The following is a 14,856-nucleotide window of genomic DNA, read 5'->3' as shown; positions in this document are numbered from 1 at the left end:
GGGCCTTCGCCCATCGTCACCCGTCGAACCCCGAAACCAAAACCGACACCGAAATGCAGACCGGCAGCCTGGCAGAAGCGGCCGGGGCGCGCATTAAACTGTGACATAGCTGTCAGCTGCGTGTCCGGCCCTGCGGCAGCCCGCTCCATGCCAGAGAACCGCTTCTGCCGAAACGCGCAGCACAGGCCAGCAAAAGCCCGGTGTCCTGCATGCTCCAGTGTCGCGGCCTGCCGGTAACCGCGGACAGCGTGCCACAACACGCGCCGGTGCCGGCACACATCACCGGCACGCCGAGATAGCCGCAGATACCCTGCCGGAGACACAATGCCCGGTCCGCCACCGCAGGATGCGCATGCACATTGTCGATGACCATGGGATAGTTCATGGCGCGCACCGCGCCTGGCAGACTGTCTTCAGAAAGGCTTTTCAGGGGCTGTGCGCCCAGACGGTCCAGACCAACCTCTGCGGCCACCACATGCTGCGCCTGCCCCGCATGACTGAGAAAGACAGCTGTACAATCCAGAGCCTCGCGGATCTGCTGCAGAGCCGGTATAGGGTCGCGGTCAGAGACCGGCTGCGGTTCGTACGTCATGGCGTCTGTCCGGTCCTGTGTGTGCTGCGGATTTCAGGCGCGCACAATGGCACCCCCGGCAGCCGTCCGCTATTAACTGTGACACAGCCCCCGTGGTTTCCGCGTCCTGCCCTGCGGTCACTCTGCCGCAGCAGTGGTCTGTCCGGGCTGAAACAGCGGCACGGTGGAAATGGACATCTTGGCCGATCCGTTCTGTACGTCGCGCGCGTGGGCGACATAGATCAGTGTCTGACTGTCCGCGTCAAAGATCCGCCTGATCTGCAGTGATTTCCAGATAATCGACCGGCGCTCGGAAAACACGGATTCGCCCTCATCCGACATATCGATACCGCCGATTTCCACCGGACCGGTCTGGCGGCAGGCAATGGACGAATTGGACGGATCCTCAAACCAGTTGCCTTTCTGCAGGCGATCAATCAGGCCACGCTCAAAATAGGCCACGTGACATGTCACGCCCGACACCCCCGGATCGGCAAAGGCCTCAATGATGATATCATTGCCCAGCCAGTCGACATCGACATTCCCCACCTGCTCGGCCTGCGCGGCAGACGCGGCACCTGTGGCAAAGATCACTGCGACTGATCGCAGGGCTGATAAAGGTCGCATGGGGGTCTCCTTGTCCGGACTGTCCGAGGTGAAACGCGGACCAGGGCGCATTCGTTCCCTGCCCGGTGGCGGCGGTTGAATCCTGCGCTCCCGTGCATCCGATTCGCGGCGGCACAGACCGCCAAACGCCTGGCGCGCGCCGGATGAGGTCGCCCAGGCACCCGTTTTCTGTGGATTCTTTGCGATTTGCGGGTGTACACCGGCCTCAAAACAAAGAATGTCTTGCGTCATACATGGTATTTGGGGCTATATTGCTCTCAATACCACGAATAAGCGGCGTAAAGCCGTGCATTGAGCAGGCCGTGCAATGTCATTGCCAGTGATACACCGATCCGGTCGCTGTGGCGACCGTTGTCTTCCTGCCATCACGCGGGAGGCGCCGGAGTAGTGCGTTAAAAACAATAAGCCCGGGCGGCTGCAACCACCCGGGCTTATAGAAAATAACCTGTCGGTTATCTGGTTCTTACACCTCCAGAATAGTCCGGCGCAGCATAACCTGCAAGCTTTTTGCATTGCGGGAACGAGGAAAATATGTCCGAGCAGCCGCGTTTCAGCCGCGACAACGGGTTTGTCGCCCTGCCCGTCGGGATCATGGATCTCGACCTTTCACCCGGAGCCTTCCGGACACTGGCCGAGCTGTGTCGCATGGCCAATGCCCAGGGGGAGTGCTGGCCGTCCCTTGCTCAGCTCAGCGAGCGCCTTGGCCGGTCCAGAGCCGCAATTTCAGGATATGTAGATGATCTGCGGCGCGACGGACTGGTGGAAACCGTCCGTCAGACCACTGCGAACGGGTACAACTACCGTCTGAAGTACAGGGTCACATTCTGGGAAGACTGGCGCGCCTCTCTCAGGCCGGCGCCGGCCCGGAAAAGTGAACGCAGTGATCAGCCTGCTGAACGCCTTAAAGAGTCTAAAAAACATATCCATATAAATCATCAGGAGGATGATACGGATAAACTCATCAGGGGCTGGACACGCTGTTTCGCCGGCGCTCCCTACCCTGCTGTGAGCCATCCGCCTCCTGAAAAACTGCTGGTGCAGACCAGAGAACAGCTCGCAACGGGTCCTGCCCGGACGGTACTGTCAGACGAGACAGTCAAAAAGGCTCTGCTCGCGCTCTGGCAGCAGCTGAAGGTCTCCGTCGGGGGCATGACCCTCAATGATCAGGTGGCATTTATCCGTGCCAGCAAACTCACGGAAGCAGAGCTGGTCACAGGCTTGCAGGACATCCGGAAATCCTGGCCCCGTCACTGGCACCGCGAACCCTCGGCAGAGGCATTCAGCAAGCTTCTGAAAGCGACGGTCAGATCCTCGCGCAGCAGCAGAACAGCTGTGCTGAACGGGTTTCTCAAAAGGTGGCAGCTTGCCGAAAAGACCTTGCGTCGCGGTCCCCGCTCCTGTTCTGTGGGCAAAGACAAACCGGCGCCGGACAATGCCGGGCAAATGATATATCCGCGGATATAAGTGATGGCATACGGGCAGTTCGAACAGTTTATCCGCAACATGAGCCGCGTTATGGGGACGGTGAACACGCGGTTACAGCGTGATCTGACCCTGCGCACACGCGTTGCACGTCGCTTTTCGATGGTGGAAACCGCGCAGTTGCTTGCCGTTGACACCACATATCTCACGCGCATATCCGCCGAGGATCCCGCCTTTCCCGAAGGTGAGCGCCGTGGCAGAGAGCGCACGTTTTCGCCTTCTGAGGTCATGCTGATCCGGGCGATCATCGGCTCAAATCCTGCCGCGAAGCGGCCCTATCTGCACTGGCGCCGCCCGGGCGAGCCGGTCAAGGTCGTCACATTCGGCGCCCAGAAAGGCGGGACCGGCAAGTCGCTGAGTGCCGCGCATTTCGCGCAGTATGTCAATCTGCACTACGGGCTCCGCGTCGGTGTTATCGATGCTGATCCGCAGGCGACAGTCAGTCTCTATTTCGCGGATGAGACACTGCCGCTTTTTGATGCTGAAACGCCGACACTTGCTGATTTCATGGGAGTAGACGATCCTGGTGCGCAGGACATTTCAGAGCCTTCGGGCGAAGACCTGGACCGGATCTGGCACAACACGCCGTGGCCCGGTATCCGGCTGATCCCCGGCGGGGCGAACATCCAGAATGGCGATATCAGCCTGTTCTTCATGTCCCGACAGTCGGGCGTGCCTGTTTACCGGGTCCTGAAGGATGCCATCGCGCGCTGGTCAGCGGCCTGCCCGCCAAGGACATCCACAGATTATATCCGCGGAGATAATGGTGTTTTCGATCTGGACGCCTACCAGCGCGCATTGCACGAAACCGTTGATGTGATCGTCATAGACCAGCAGCCATCGCTGACGCTGATGCAGCTCAATGGTCTGGTCGCCGCAGACAGTGTGGTCATCCCGCAGACGATGAAGGGGTTCGATCTTGCGACACTGTCGACCTATGTGTCGAACATCGGTGAGTACCTTGAGTTCATTATGGGCTTTGAGTCCGACATCGAAATCGGCGGCGGAGCGCATATGGTGCTTCCGACGATTGTCCAGGAGCAGAACGATCAGGACACCGACCAGATCCTGGACCTGTACCGAAAAGCCCCGCGCGACGTGCTGCAGGTCTGGTACAGCCGGTCTGATGCAATTGCCAATGCGGCCGAGGAATACAAGAGCATCTATGAGTATCTGCCACCCAAGACACGGCGGGCATCTGCGAAGGCCTTTATGACCAATGCCAATGCGGTGAACGACGCACTGGTGCAGCGTATCTGGCCGGACCTGCCGCCGAGAGATTATGCCAAAACCTTCATAGAGGAGCGCTGGAGCTGATGGCACGCAAGAGAAAGCTGAGCGCGGATATACCCGACGACACGCCCGCTGATGAAACAGATGCCACCCGCAGGAGCACGATGGGCGGCATGTGGGCAGGGTCGGCGATGAACATGCTCAAGCAGCGGATTGACGAGACCCATGGCTCGCTGCACGGCGGTGTCATGGCCGGTACCGTGGCACTGGAACTTGATCCCGACCAGATCGGGGACGCGGTGGGCAGTGACCGGGTCACAGACTGGCAGGACGACGCGGATTTCGCCGCGCTGGTCGAGAACATCCGCAGACGGGGCCAGACCCAGCCTGTCAGGGTGCGGCCGGAAAATCCGGACTGGGCCGCGGATGAGGCCACGCCACTGCAGACAAACGACCGCTTTCTGATCCAGTCAGGCAGGCGGCGGCTCGAAGCCTGCCGCATTCTGGGCCGCAAAGTGCTGGCGATCATCTCGACAGAGGGCGGAGACCAGACCCTTGCCGATCTGGAAGAGCGGTTCCACGAGAACACGATGCGCCGGAACCTCAACGGTTTTGAGGAACTGATCTCTGTCGGATTGCTGGCAAAAAGCCTGCAGGAGCTGTCACAGACCGAAATCGCCGCACGCCTCGGGGTAGGGCAGGGGGACGTTTCGCTGGGCCTGGCCTGTCTGGAGTTGCGCGACGATATTCTGGAGCAGGTCGATGTAGCGAAAACGCCCAAGCGCCAGTACCGTAGTATCATCCCCAAACTGAAGCGGGGCGAACCGCTGGCACCGCTGCTGCCGCCCGTGCTGACAGGCGATGCACCTCAGGCTTTTGACGTCCGGGGCATCCCGATGACGGCCACGCGCGGAGCGGACGGCTATGCCATCCGGATGCGCAAGGCGAGGATCGCCGATGAAGACCTCGAGGCGATGCTGGTGGACCTCGCCAAAGTGGTCATGCGGTATCAGGTGAAGAAGAAATAGGGGCAGGGGCGCTGGCCGGCGGGTCAGCCCGAACGCGGCGTACTGCTTGCAGGACAGGGGCCCGGCGTGCCGGATCTGAAACCGTCGATCGGGAGGCTCAGGCCCGGCGGTGATCTGAAAATACAATAAAATCAATATAATAACGCCGTCCAAAGCGGTTCGCAGGTGACGCGCCGGCGCGCTCCGGTGGTTGTCTGACCACCGGAGAGATCATTGGCCGGTGTTCAGATCAGCGGGCGGCTTTTGACGGGTTCGAGCTCCATCCCGGCGACCTGTGCCAGTTCGCCGAGGTCATGGATGGTCAATTTACCATCAGACCAGGCCGCCAGTTGCCGGTCGCGCAGTTTGGTCAGCGTTTTGTTGGTGTGCACCAGAGACAGTCCCAGCGAATCTGCGAGATCCTGCTGTTTGAAGGGCAGGGGCATCGTGTCGTTGTGAACCATGCCGAGCGCGTCGGCGCGGCGGAAAAGCATGACAAGCGCCCAGGCCACTGACGAGATCGCGTCACGCTGGCCGACGTTGGTCAGCGCGCCGCCCAGAAAGTGTTCCTCGGTCGCGGCAATCCAGGTGATGTCAAAGGCGCGGCTTGAGGATCCGCGGAAAAAATCAAAGAAATCAGAGCGGTCAAAAACGCAGAGGGTCATGTTGGTCGTGGCTTCGACCGAATGACCCATTTCGCCGAGCATGCCGGCCTGCAGGCCGATAAAGTCGCCCGGAAAGATGAAATTGATCACCTGGCGTTTGCCATCGGGCAGCAGTTTGTAACGGAGACCCATGCCACGCAGCGCCGTATAGATCTGGGGGGCGTTGGAGCCCTCCATCAGGATTGGTGTGCCGGCGTCGACCACAAGTTCACCGGATTTGAAACGCTGGGTTTTCTCTACCTCGTCCTGAGACATATCATCGAAGAAATCGATCTTCCGGAGCGGGCATTTTTCGCAACTGGTCGTCATATTATCTCCTTTGGGCTTCCAGAGTACCAATGCGCGGGCCGCGCAGTTGTTCCGTATTTCCCGTGCGGCGCGTCGCCCCCGGAAGGCGCTGCAGTGCGTGGGGGCGCGCTTTCTGTGATTATCACACAAAGAACCCGTCGCAGGGATGCGACGGGTTCACAGGGCAGGGGCACGCCTGAACGGGGTGCCCCGCGGGCCGTGTTACTGGTTTTCCGCCGTGCGGTTGTCTTCGGCGGGCGTTTCGATATCGATGGTGGGCACAGTTGTCTCGATGGTTGTTGTGCCAACATCAATGTCACCGGTTTCGACGTCGAATTCCGGCAGGTTGCCGCCCTCGACAGAAACATCGACATCGGGCAGCGCGGCCTCTTCGGTCTGATCAATGTCGATCATGTACACGCCAAAAGCGATGGCAGCGACAGCGGCGATGGCGGCAATGATAATTCCGGGTTTCATGTTCATCTCCTTTGTTGATCGTTCGCCATGACAACGGGCCGCCACTGCTGCTTGTTCCGGATTTTTTATTTTGTTTTTCCGGGAACATCTGTGCGCACCGGGTCGTTGGGCAGTCAGGTTCATAATGAGGAGAAGACAAATGGAATATGGAATTGTTGGCCTGATCGTACTGATCGCAAACATCTATGCACTGGTGAAAACATGGACGAGCGCGGTGTCGCTGGGCGCAAAGCTGCTCTGGACGCTGCTGATCCTGGTGCTGCCTGTGATCGGCTTTATCATCTGGTTCTTTGCAGGCCCGCGCGGCGGGTCGCGCGTGACTGTCTGAACACAGTGACCTGAGAGATACCGGCATCAGCGCAATCAGCGCTGGTGCTCTTTTTTTCCGCGAGGATGCCCGTGACTGACCAAGCTGCACAGAACTCCGTGACCCTGACGCCCGGCCTGCGTGCGGCGCTGTTTATTCTGGCCGCTGTCGCCTCTGTGTGGCTGCTCAAGACGGGTACTGCTGTTCTGCTGCCGCTCATTCTGGCGGTGACGCTGGGCATCGTTTTTGCGCCGATGGCGGATGCATTCAACCGCGCCGGTGCGCCGCCCGTTGCCGGGGCCATGGCGGTTCTGGTAATTGTGCTGTCCGCGATCGTGCTGGGGGTTTTCCTGCTGTATCCGGTCGTTGCCGAATTCATCCTGCGGGTGCCGATCCTGTGGAATGAGGTCCAGGATGCTTTCAGCGGCCTGAAGAGCACCATGCAGAGTGTTGGTGACGTTCAGGAAGAAGTGGCGCAGACACTGGACCCCGACAATACCGGAGAGATCAGCGCCGGCGGTGGTGTGCAGGTACCCGGGATGCACGATATACTGGCCTATGTGCCCTCTGTGGCCGCGCAGATCATGATTTTTGTGGGCGTTCTTTATTTTTTCCTGCTGACCCGCACCGAGCTCTATGCATTCATCGAGCGCAGCTCTGCGGCGCTGTCGGGCGCAGCGCTCTACCGGGCCGAGCGGGAGGTGTCGCGGTATTTCCTGAGCATCACGGCGATCAATGCCGGATTCGGCTGTCTTGTGGCGCTGATGCTGTCTGCGATCGGTATGCCCAACCCGGTGTACTGGGGGGTGGCGGCCTTTCTGGTGAATTATGTCCTGTATCTGGGGCCGATTGCCTTTGCACTGGTGCTGACGGCCGGCGGGATCATTGTTTTTGACGGCCCCATGAGTTTTGCGCCGCCGGTGCTCTATATGATGATGAATATGACAGAGGGGCAGTTCGTGACGCCCAGCCTGGTGGGCCGCCATATGAAGGTGAACCCGCTGCTGATCTTTCTGTCGCTGGTATTCTGGGTATGGGTCTGGGGTCCGCTGGGCGGGCTGATTGCGATTCCGATCCTTGTCTGGCTGCGCCAGATCAGCAAGGCGCTGGACACAGGCCGGACAGAGATGACGGCTCCAGTGCACCGCACCGGGGGGGAACGATGCGAACCGGAGGCAATACATGGACCCGCTGAATGAACTGCGCGTTCTGATCACCGCTGACGAGGCTTATGGCGCGCTGGAAGAGGCGGTTCTGGATGCGAAGACCCGCATTGACGCGGGCTTCCGTGTTTTTGATCCGCGCACGCCGCTGCGCTCGGAAAGGGCGCGGGCCATCGGCGCCACATGGATCGATCTGCTGGTGCACAAGCTGGATCAGGGTGTGCGTATAACCTTCAGCCTGAGCGATTTTGACCCTGTGGTGCGTGCAGAGATGCACCAGAGCAGCTGGAAAGCGCTGAGCGTGTTTGCCGGCATCGCCGAGCTGTCGTCGCGGGGCGATCTGCTGCGCGCCAGGGTGGCCGACCATCCGGCGCGGGTCGGATGGGGGCCGCGGCTGATGCTGTGGCCCAAGGTCCAGCGGCAGATTGCCGGGACCTGTGACCGGCTGAATGCGCTGCCGGATGCGGCCCGGCGCGAGGCCTGGCGCTGTATGCCGCTGTTCCGGCGGTTTGTAACGCGGGCAGGCGGCAGGCTGAGACCCCGGCGGGACATGCTGGTGCCGATGATGCCCGTCACGCACCATCAGAAGGTTGCGGTGGTCGACGACCGGGTGCTGTATATCGGCGGGCTGGATCTGGATCATCGCCGGATCGATACCACCGGTCACCACGGGCCTTCTGACCAGACGTGGCATGATGTGCAGGTGATGACCACCGACCCGGTGCGCGCGCGGGCTGCCCGCGACCACCTGGACCGGTTCATGGCGGAATGCGCAGGCCAGGTACCTGTGACGCCGCCTCCGGGACTGCTCCGGACGCTGTCGTCGCGGCGACGGCGAGAGGCGGCGCATCTGTCGCCGCATGTGTGTGACACCGGCATTCTTGACCGACACCTGACACAGATCGGTGAGGCCAGGCAGCTGATTTATCTTGAGAGCCAGTTTCTGCGCGACCCGATGATCGCGGATGCGCTTGCAGCGCGGGCGCGCAAAGCCCCTGACCTGGAGCTGGTTGTGATGTTGCCGGCCGCCCCTATGGAGGTGGCCTTTGACGGCGAGGACAGCCTTGATCTTCAGTATGGCGAGTTTCTGCAGGCCAGGGCGCTGGACCAGCTGACGCAGGCGTATGGTGACCGGCTGTTTGTGGGTGCTCCGGCACAGATCAGAGAGGCGCAGAACGAAGAGGGGCGCCAGCTGCTGCACGGGGCGCCGGTTATCTTTGTGCATTCCAAAGTGTCTGTATTTGATGACCGTGCCGGGCTGGTGACATCCGCCAATCTGAACGGTCGCAGCATGCGCTGGGACACGGAAATCGGGATCGAGATTTCGGATCCCGCACAGGTGCGCCATCTGCGCGCGCGGACCATGGGTGCCTGGTTGCCGGAGGGGGCGGATGCAACGATGACGGATGCCGTGCCCGGGACGGCCGGGCGCTGGCGGCAGCTTGCGGTGACCAATGCTGCGACCGCACCGCGGTCCCGCCAGGGCTTTGTTCTTCCTTATGAAATTGCACCTGCACGCGAAATGGGCAGACCGCTGCCCGGTGTGCCAAAGGAAATGGTCTGAGAATAAAAAAGGGAACAAGATCTGTTTCCCCGCGTTGTCCCTGTGAAGCCAGAACATGGAGAACGCTATGAAAGACTCTTCAGAAAAAACTGCCGGATCCGACCTGCGCGCACGCATTGATGACGCGGCAGAAGCTGTCAGCGAAACAGCGCGTGAACAGGCCAGCGAAGCCGCCGGTCGTGTTGCAGCGCGTGCCGGCGATACCGTCGGAAATGCCGCTGATGCGGCGGCTGCTGCGCGCAGTGAATTCGAGCCGGGCACTCTGCAGGCTCAGGCCGCCGATCAGATGGCTGCAGGCCTGCAACAGGTTGCCGGCGCTCTGCGCGATACCGACCTGAACAGTGCCGCGGGCGAAGTGACCCGGTTTGCGCGGGAAAATCCGCTGCTCTTTCTTGGCGGCACCGCGCTGCTGGGATTTGCCGCAGTGCGTTTCCTCAAAGCCAGTGACCGGCAAGGTCCGGCGCCACAGGCGAGGACGGCCGGTGACCCCTGGACGGGCCACGTGAGCACCATGCCTGCGGGCTCTCCGGCCTATGAGGAATCCGATACCAGCTATACCGGCGAAAGGGGCGCGGCATGAGGGACGAGCATGTATCCTCTGGCGCGACACCCGATCCGGCAGACGCCCCGGGCCTGATCCAGGCGGCGCTGCAGCAGGCGCTGCGGCTGGTGCAGAACGAGTTTGCCCTGATGAAGCGCGAAATGGCCAGCAAGGCATCGCGTGCCGCTGCCGGGATTGCGATGATGATTTTCGCGGGCTTTCTGGTGATGTCGGCGCTGGATGTGCTGACCGCTGCGGCGGTGACAGGCATTGCTGCGCTGGGTCTGCCGCTCTGGGCGTCTTCGCTGATCGTTGGCGCCGCGGCACTGGCGCTTGCTGCCCTGTTCTTTGTGGTCGGGCGCCACCGTCTGACCTCCACCCAACTGACGCCCGAGCGGTCTGTGAAGAACATCCGCCGGGACATCGAAACACTGAAGGAGACAGCCAATGTCTGACAGTATCCGAGACATCGAACGGGACATCGAAACTGACCGGAGCCTTCTGGAGCGGTCGCTGAGCCAGCTGGCGCAGGCGCTGTCCCCCGGGCAGGTATCCGGCACCGTTGCGCGCGAAATGCAGATGCGCGGTGGCGCGGTCAGCCATGCGGCGATCGATATGGTGCGCGCCAACCCGGCGGGTGCCGCGCTGGTGGGCATCGGCGTTGCCGCGCTGCTGGCCGGGCCGAAAAAGCGCGTGCCTGAGCCGCCCTATGACACCCGCAGTACGGCTGTGGCGCAGGGCCAGTCCGGCGATGACCCGCTGAGCGGTGAGTTTGACGCCCGTGTGGCGGCTGCTGATGCAGAGCAGTCATCTGAGCCGGTGGCGCCCCGCCTGCGTGCAGCGCTGAACGATGGTCTGGCCAATCTGCCCGCACCGGCCCGTGAGCGGGTCATCAGGGCGCGCAAGGCGGCGATCGAGGCGCAGGAAAAGCTGGACCGCAAGGCCGGAATTGCCGCACGCAGGGCCCGCTCGTTCCACCACCGTCAGCCGCTCTCCACAGGTGCGCTTGCCCTGGGTCTCGGCGCTGTGGTGGCCGCTTTGCTGCCGCGGACCCGGATAGAGGACGACCTGCTGGGCGCCAGACGCGATGCGCTGCTGCAGGAGGCCGAACTGGTGCTGCGCGATGAGCTGGCACAGGCCACCGCAACCGGCGAGGCCGCGCTGCGCGATGGCCTGCGTGCCGGTCAGGAAAGACTTCGTGGCGCTGGCTGACGCCTGCCGCCTGCCACCCCATTCACCCTGAGACACAGGAGACCGATATGACAACCATTCATTCCGCCAGCCCCGAAACACTGACGAACGCCAGCCTGCCCGACAGGGAGACTGCGCGAGACAGGATCAAGCGCACCACCGAAGAGGCCCGCGAGCGTGTTGCCGGGCAGGCGACAGAGTTGCGGGAAACCGCCTCGGAGACGGCGGACCGTGCCATCGCCCGCGCCGGTGAAGGCGTGGAGGAACTGCGCGCCGGGCTGAACGAGGCGGGCCGTATGGCGCGTGAGGGCGTCGAGAAACAGCCCCTGGTGGCCGTGGCCGGTGCGCTGGCCGTCGGCGTTGTTCTGGGCATGGCGCTGTCGCGCAGCCGCAGCTGATCTGTAACGATCCCGGAGAGGGCGCCGCTGGAAACAGGGTGCCCTTTTTGCATGTCCGGCTCTGCGGATCATTATTTAAAATCAGATATTTACGGGAACCATACCGCCGTTGAAGGCGTTTTTCGGGTATGAGACACACAGCCAGAAAAACCGCTCTTGTTCTTGCCCTGACAACCGGTGCGGCACTGCCTGCCGCCGCAGAGCCGCCGGTCTGTATGCCAACAGCCGAAATGGAAGCCGCGCTGACTGAATGGCATGGTGAAAGGTTCATGGCCAGGCACAGTTCCGGTGGCCGGATCTGGGCGGCGGGCTATGGCGGAACATGGACGCTCATATCATATCGCGAGGACGGGCTGAGCTGTACGCTGGCCCATGGCAAAGACTGGCGGCCCGATCTGGACAGAGCCGAGGTGCTTGAGGATCATGCCGGCGTGCTGGGTGATGGTGACACAGCACTTGCAGAACTGTCGCAGTAGCGCGGGTGGCGGTGTGCCGGTCACACCGGGGCAGACGCGGGAACCGTGATCCGGACACAAAAAGAGCGGCCGCTGAGGACCGCTCTTTTTTTGACTGTGGCAGCGTTCAGATCGCTTCGTCGAGCGCTTCGCCGGCATTCTGTACGTCTTTGCCAACACCTTTGGTCGTTTCGCAGGCGGCCAGTGTTGTCAGCGCGAGGACTACTGCAAGAATCCTGAACATATTGTCTTCCTTTCATTGTGTTACATCAGGATAACGCGTCGCAGCGGGGATTGTTCCGGGCGCTGTGCACTTTCGGGCCCGCAGTGATCCACGGTGCAGATCAGGCCGCGATGGTGACCGACTTTTCCAGCGTTGGATCATACTCTGCGATGTTGAAAGTGATGCTGACCGTGTTCAGCCCGTCTTGCTGCGTCACGACGAGATCTCCCTCGAGCTGATACGAGAAGGCCCTGACGAGATGCGCTCCGAGGCCGGTGCCTTCGCCGTCGTCGGTTTCCGGCCCCACGGTGTTCACAACCGAAAGGGTCGCGGTACGGCCCGCGTCAGTTTCGGTGTTTCCCGATAGGCTGACACGGATTTCCGGGGCGTCGCCGCCCACGTATTTCAGCGCATTTGTCACCGCCTCTGACACCAGCAGCGACAGCGGCATGGCCTGGTCGGGGTGCAGCACCACGGGCGTCAGGTCGGTATTCACCGACACAGCGGAGCCGCGCGGCAGGCCGATGTTCACGGCCTGGCTGACAATCTCCCGTACAATCTCTGCGGCGTCGATGCGTTCCATCGACTGTGCCTGATAGATCGACTGGTGCACGGATGCCATCGCCATGACGCGGTCCTGCAGGCGGCGCACGACGGTTTTGGTGGCATCGCTGTGACGGGCGCGCAGGATCATGTTGATGATCGAATTGATGAGCTGAAGGTTGTTCTTGACGCGGTGGTGGACTTCTTTGAGCAGCACGTTCTTTTCGCGCACTGCGTCCTCCAGCCGGGCCTCGTCCTGCAGGATGGTTCCGGCCAGTTCGCGGAAATCATCTTCCAGATCGTACAGCTCGCCGCGTCCGCGGATCGGGCCGGTTGGCAGGTCGCGTGTTGCGCGGAACCGCCGGAACTGGATGCGCAGCGATTCCATGCCGTTGAGCACCAGTACCTGCATGATGAGAAACACCACGAGCAGGCTGGCCAGCCATGTCAGACCTGCCAGGGCGATGGTGCGCCAGTAGGAGGTTTCCGCCTGCAGCAGGCCGGTGTCATTGTCCCAGGTGCCAAGCGCATAGGCAGCGTCGGGCACCATGGGCAACAGCGCGTAGGTGCGGCTGATACCGCGTTCTGAGACGGCCTCGAACGTATAGGGATCTTCGTTTGCGAGATCGGCAAGGTTCATGTCAGCAGGAAGCAGTTTCCGGGCGTTCGCGAGCTGACGCTCGGAGGTCAGGATTTCCCCGGTGCTGCTGAAGGTGACCAGCCCCAGCGGGCGTTCGCCGGTCAGGTCGTCAGAGGTGGACTGCATTTTATCGCGTGCGATGTGCAGGGTCATATGGCCTCTGTAAACCTCGTCGCTGAAGACCGGTGCGGCAATCACCAGCAGCGACGGATCCCCGGCATCCGCTGCGGGCACGGTGTAGAGGCCGGGGGCCTGCTGGTCTGCCAGTTCTCTGAGCGTTTCATCGGCCGCCAGGGTCGTGGCCTGTGACCCCTGCGATCCGGCAGCGATACATGTGGTCTGACCGTCCCGCGCAATAAAGCCGGCAAAAGCATAAAACTGGCTGCTGGCCCGGAAATTGCCCAGAACAGCCGCGCAGCGTTCAGGCTCGGACAGCAGGGCGCTGGCGGTGTTGCCCATCGCCATAGCGGCACCGATGGTGCGTTCGATGATCAGCCTTTCGCGGGCAGCGGCCTTTTCAGTCACGGCCAGAAGCGCCACTTCGGCGCTGGCGCGGTTGTCCTGAAAAATGCGGTCTGTCTGCCACAGCGCGACCAAACCCAGCGGCAGCAGGGCAAGCGTCACGAGCAGCATGCCCCTGTTGGCCAGGCCCATCCCCCCGCCCGTTCGGCGGGCACCGTCCGCGGTCACGCGGCGGCGGCCATCTGGCTCAGCACGGACAGGGTCGTCGCGTCGGTCATTTCGGTGGGATCACCGGCGTCGAGGTCCATCAGGTCTGCCAGACGTGCGCGGCCACGGTTGAGGCGGCTTTTCACGGTGCCAACGGCAGTTCCGCACATGTCTGCGGCCTCTTCGTAGGAGTATCCGCAGGCGCCAACAAGCAGGAGCACTTCACGCTGTTCGTCCGGCAGCTGTGCCAGCGCGGTGCGGAAATCGTTCATCTGCAGGCGGCCATCATGTGCTGGTTTTTCCGAAAGCTGGTCGACCATAAAGCCGTCCGGATCGGACACCTCACGCACGGCGCGGCGGCGGTTGGAATAAAAGGTGTTACGCAGAATCGTAAAAAGCCAGGCACGCATGTTCGTACCGGGCTGGAAACTGTCGATGTTTTTCCACGCCTTTTCGATCGTGTCCTGGACCATGTCATCGGCCAGTGAACGGTTGTGTGTCAGGCTGAGGGAAAAGGCACGCAGGGCATTCAGGTGCTGGGTGATTTCCTCTTTCGGGTCGGCTGTCATCTGCGTGTGTCTCCTTTGTTGTTTCCGCCAAGATCCTGCGCCCTGAGCTTGTCCAGCAGGGCGGTAAACCTGTCCGGCAGGTCGCTGTCGGCGTCCTGCCTGAAAATCTTGCGCAGGTTTTCGTCGATCATCTCTGACGTTCTGTTATTCTGGTCGTCCCGGCTCATGTACCGGTCTCCTCTTCGGATTTCTTCAGGCGCCTGGGAACAAAACACCGTTTCGTGGCGTTCGGTTCCGAAATAA

Annotated in this window: 19 protein-coding genes; 11 read left to right on the top strand and 8 right to left on the bottom strand. The window is 61.7% G+C overall.

Going from position 1 to position 14,856, the window contains the following annotated elements; genetic code table 11:
- Window positions 1–112: 112 nt before the first annotated feature.
- A complete protein-coding gene (locus Q0792_RS19925; protein WP_298845261.1) occupies window positions 113–592 on the bottom strand; it encodes a GAF domain-containing protein in 480 nt (159 codons plus the stop codon).
- 117 nt (window positions 593–709) lie between these two features.
- Window positions 710–1,198, bottom strand: a complete 489-nt coding sequence (locus tag Q0792_RS19920; protein ID WP_298845259.1) for a CreA family protein — start codon at window positions 1,196–1,198, stop codon at window positions 710–712.
- Between the two features lie 531 nt (window positions 1,199–1,729).
- On the opposite strand from Q0792_RS19920, the gene Q0792_RS19915 reads away from it, so the two are divergent.
- From Q0792_RS19915 to Q0792_RS19905, 3 genes are read left to right on the top strand one after another with little or no spacing between them, the layout of a single operon-like run.
- The gene (locus tag Q0792_RS19915) at window positions 1,730–2,662 is read left to right on the top strand and encodes a helix-turn-helix domain-containing protein (RefSeq protein ID WP_298845256.1); all 933 of its coding nucleotides are present in this window, start codon (window positions 1,730–1,732) and stop codon (window positions 2,660–2,662) included.
- Window positions 2,663–2,665: 3 nt separating this feature from the next.
- Window positions 2,666–3,997 (top strand): AAA family ATPase, encoded by a 1,332-nt coding sequence (locus Q0792_RS19910; RefSeq protein WP_298845253.1) that lies wholly within the window; start codon window positions 2,666–2,668, stop codon window positions 3,995–3,997.
- Complete coding sequence (locus Q0792_RS19905) at window positions 3,997–4,941, top strand: ParB N-terminal domain-containing protein (protein ID WP_298845251.1); 945 nt, start codon at window positions 3,997–3,999, stop codon at window positions 4,939–4,941. The genes Q0792_RS19910 and Q0792_RS19905 overlap by 1 nt, the downstream gene beginning before the upstream one ends.
- 224 nt (window positions 4,942–5,165) lie before the next feature.
- Here Q0792_RS19905 and Q0792_RS19900 read toward each other — a convergent pair whose 3' ends face one another.
- A complete protein-coding gene (locus Q0792_RS19900) occupies window positions 5,166–5,894 on the bottom strand; it encodes a Crp/Fnr family transcriptional regulator (protein ID WP_298845248.1) in 729 nt (242 codons plus the stop codon).
- Between the two features lie 201 nt (window positions 5,895–6,095).
- Window positions 6,096–6,350 carry a hypothetical protein gene (locus Q0792_RS19895; protein WP_298845245.1) on the bottom strand — a complete coding sequence of 85 codons (255 nt, stop codon included), beginning with the start codon at window positions 6,348–6,350 and terminating at the stop codon, window positions 6,096–6,098.
- A gap of 139 nt (window positions 6,351–6,489) precedes the next feature.
- On the opposite strand from Q0792_RS19895, the gene Q0792_RS19890 reads away from it, so the two are divergent.
- The 8 genes from Q0792_RS19890 (at window position 6,490) to Q0792_RS19855 (ending at window position 11,990) form a co-directional block, all read left to right on the top strand.
- Complete coding sequence (locus Q0792_RS19890; RefSeq protein WP_298845242.1) at window positions 6,490–6,678, top strand: PLDc N-terminal domain-containing protein; 189 nt, start codon at window positions 6,490–6,492, stop codon at window positions 6,676–6,678.
- A gap of 71 nt (window positions 6,679–6,749) precedes the next feature.
- On the top strand, window positions 6,750–7,856 hold the full coding sequence (locus Q0792_RS19885) for an AI-2E family transporter (protein ID WP_298845239.1): 1,107 nt from the start codon (window positions 6,750–6,752) through the stop codon (window positions 7,854–7,856).
- The gene (locus Q0792_RS19880; protein WP_298845236.1) at window positions 7,840–9,384 is read left to right on the top strand and encodes a phospholipase D-like domain-containing protein; all 1,545 of its coding nucleotides are present in this window, start codon (window positions 7,840–7,842) and stop codon (window positions 9,382–9,384) included. The genes Q0792_RS19885 and Q0792_RS19880 overlap by 17 nt, the downstream gene beginning before the upstream one ends.
- A 67-nt stretch (window positions 9,385–9,451) precedes the next feature.
- Window positions 9,452–9,964, top strand: coding sequence for a hypothetical protein (locus Q0792_RS19875; RefSeq protein WP_298845234.1), 513 nt, complete (start codon window positions 9,452–9,454; stop codon window positions 9,962–9,964).
- Entirely contained in the window at window positions 9,961–10,380 is a 420-nt protein-coding gene (locus Q0792_RS19870) for a phage holin family protein (RefSeq protein ID WP_298845231.1), read from the top strand. Before Q0792_RS19875 ends, Q0792_RS19870 begins: the two co-directional genes overlap by 4 nt.
- Window positions 10,373–11,137, top strand: coding sequence for a DUF3618 domain-containing protein (locus Q0792_RS19865; protein WP_298845229.1), 765 nt, complete (start codon window positions 10,373–10,375; stop codon window positions 11,135–11,137). The genes Q0792_RS19870 and Q0792_RS19865 overlap by 8 nt, the downstream gene beginning before the upstream one ends.
- 47 nt (window positions 11,138–11,184) lie before the next feature.
- Entirely contained in the window at window positions 11,185–11,514 is a 330-nt protein-coding gene (locus Q0792_RS19860; RefSeq protein WP_298845227.1) for a hypothetical protein, read from the top strand.
- A 128-nt stretch (window positions 11,515–11,642) separates the two neighbouring features.
- Window positions 11,643–11,990, top strand: coding sequence for a hypothetical protein (locus tag Q0792_RS19855; protein ID WP_298845224.1), 348 nt, complete (start codon window positions 11,643–11,645; stop codon window positions 11,988–11,990).
- A 106-nt stretch (window positions 11,991–12,096) separates the two neighbouring features.
- On the opposite strand, the gene Q0792_RS19850 is transcribed toward Q0792_RS19855, so the two are convergent.
- The 4 genes from Q0792_RS19850 to Q0792_RS19835 form a co-directional block, all read right to left on the bottom strand.
- Window positions 12,097–12,213, bottom strand: coding sequence for an entericidin A/B family lipoprotein (locus Q0792_RS19850; RefSeq protein ID WP_298845221.1), 117 nt, complete (start codon window positions 12,211–12,213; stop codon window positions 12,097–12,099).
- Between the two features lie 100 nt (window positions 12,214–12,313).
- Complete coding sequence (locus Q0792_RS19845; protein WP_298845219.1) at window positions 12,314–14,029, bottom strand: sensor histidine kinase; 1,716 nt, start codon at window positions 14,027–14,029, stop codon at window positions 12,314–12,316.
- Between the two features lie 32 nt (window positions 14,030–14,061).
- On the bottom strand, window positions 14,062–14,613 hold the full coding sequence (locus tag Q0792_RS19840; protein WP_298845216.1) for an RNA polymerase sigma factor: 552 nt from the start codon (window positions 14,611–14,613) through the stop codon (window positions 14,062–14,064).
- Entirely contained in the window at window positions 14,610–14,780 is a 171-nt protein-coding gene (locus Q0792_RS19835; protein ID WP_298845213.1) for a NepR family anti-sigma factor, read from the bottom strand. The genes Q0792_RS19840 and Q0792_RS19835 overlap by 4 nt, the downstream gene beginning before the upstream one ends.
- Between the last annotated feature and the right edge of the window lie 76 nt (window positions 14,781–14,856).

It is taken from the genome of uncultured Roseobacter sp., assembly GCF_947495025.1.
Taxonomy (GTDB): Bacteria; Pseudomonadota; Alphaproteobacteria; order Rhodobacterales; family Rhodobacteraceae; genus Roseobacter.
This window is presented reverse-complemented; position numbering and strand designations above follow the sequence as displayed.

Coding starts and splice junctions, on each gene's coding strand:
- Q0792_RS19920 (WP_298845259.1), bottom strand. CDS start 1,198: ATGCGACCTTTATCAGCCCTGCGATCAGTCGCAGTGATCTTTGCCACA.
- Q0792_RS19835 (WP_298845213.1), bottom strand. CDS start 14,780: ATGAGCCGGGACGACCAGAATAACAGAACGTCAGAGATGATCGACGAA.
- Q0792_RS19900 (WP_298845248.1), bottom strand. CDS start 5,894: ATGACGACCAGTTGCGAAAAATGCCCGCTCCGGAAGATCGATTTCTTC.
- Q0792_RS19840 (WP_298845216.1), bottom strand. CDS start 14,613: ATGACAGCCGACCCGAAAGAGGAAATCACCCAGCACCTGAATGCCCTG.
- Q0792_RS19855 (WP_298845224.1), top strand. CDS start 11,643: ATGAGACACACAGCCAGAAAAACCGCTCTTGTTCTTGCCCTGACAACC.
- Q0792_RS19895 (WP_298845245.1), bottom strand. CDS start 6,350: ATGAAACCCGGAATTATCATTGCCGCCATCGCCGCTGTCGCTGCCATC.
- Q0792_RS19925 (WP_298845261.1), bottom strand. CDS start 592: ATGACGTACGAACCGCAGCCGGTCTCTGACCGCGACCCTATACCGGCT.
- Q0792_RS19875 (WP_298845234.1), top strand. CDS start 9,452: ATGAAAGACTCTTCAGAAAAAACTGCCGGATCCGACCTGCGCGCACGC.
- Q0792_RS19870 (WP_298845231.1), top strand. CDS start 9,961: ATGAGGGACGAGCATGTATCCTCTGGCGCGACACCCGATCCGGCAGAC.
- Q0792_RS19915 (WP_298845256.1), top strand. CDS start 1,730: ATGTCCGAGCAGCCGCGTTTCAGCCGCGACAACGGGTTTGTCGCCCTG.
- Q0792_RS19890 (WP_298845242.1), top strand. CDS start 6,490: ATGGAATATGGAATTGTTGGCCTGATCGTACTGATCGCAAACATCTAT.
- Q0792_RS19845 (WP_298845219.1), bottom strand. CDS start 14,029: ATGGGCCTGGCCAACAGGGGCATGCTGCTCGTGACGCTTGCCCTGCTG.
- Q0792_RS19865 (WP_298845229.1), top strand. CDS start 10,373: ATGTCTGACAGTATCCGAGACATCGAACGGGACATCGAAACTGACCGG.
- Q0792_RS19910 (WP_298845253.1), top strand. CDS start 2,666: ATGGCATACGGGCAGTTCGAACAGTTTATCCGCAACATGAGCCGCGTT.
- Q0792_RS19860 (WP_298845227.1), top strand. CDS start 11,185: ATGACAACCATTCATTCCGCCAGCCCCGAAACACTGACGAACGCCAGC.
- Q0792_RS19850 (WP_298845221.1), bottom strand. CDS start 12,213: ATGTTCAGGATTCTTGCAGTAGTCCTCGCGCTGACAACACTGGCCGCC.
- Q0792_RS19880 (WP_298845236.1), top strand. CDS start 7,840: ATGGACCCGCTGAATGAACTGCGCGTTCTGATCACCGCTGACGAGGCT.
- Q0792_RS19905 (WP_298845251.1), top strand. CDS start 3,997: ATGGCACGCAAGAGAAAGCTGAGCGCGGATATACCCGACGACACGCCC.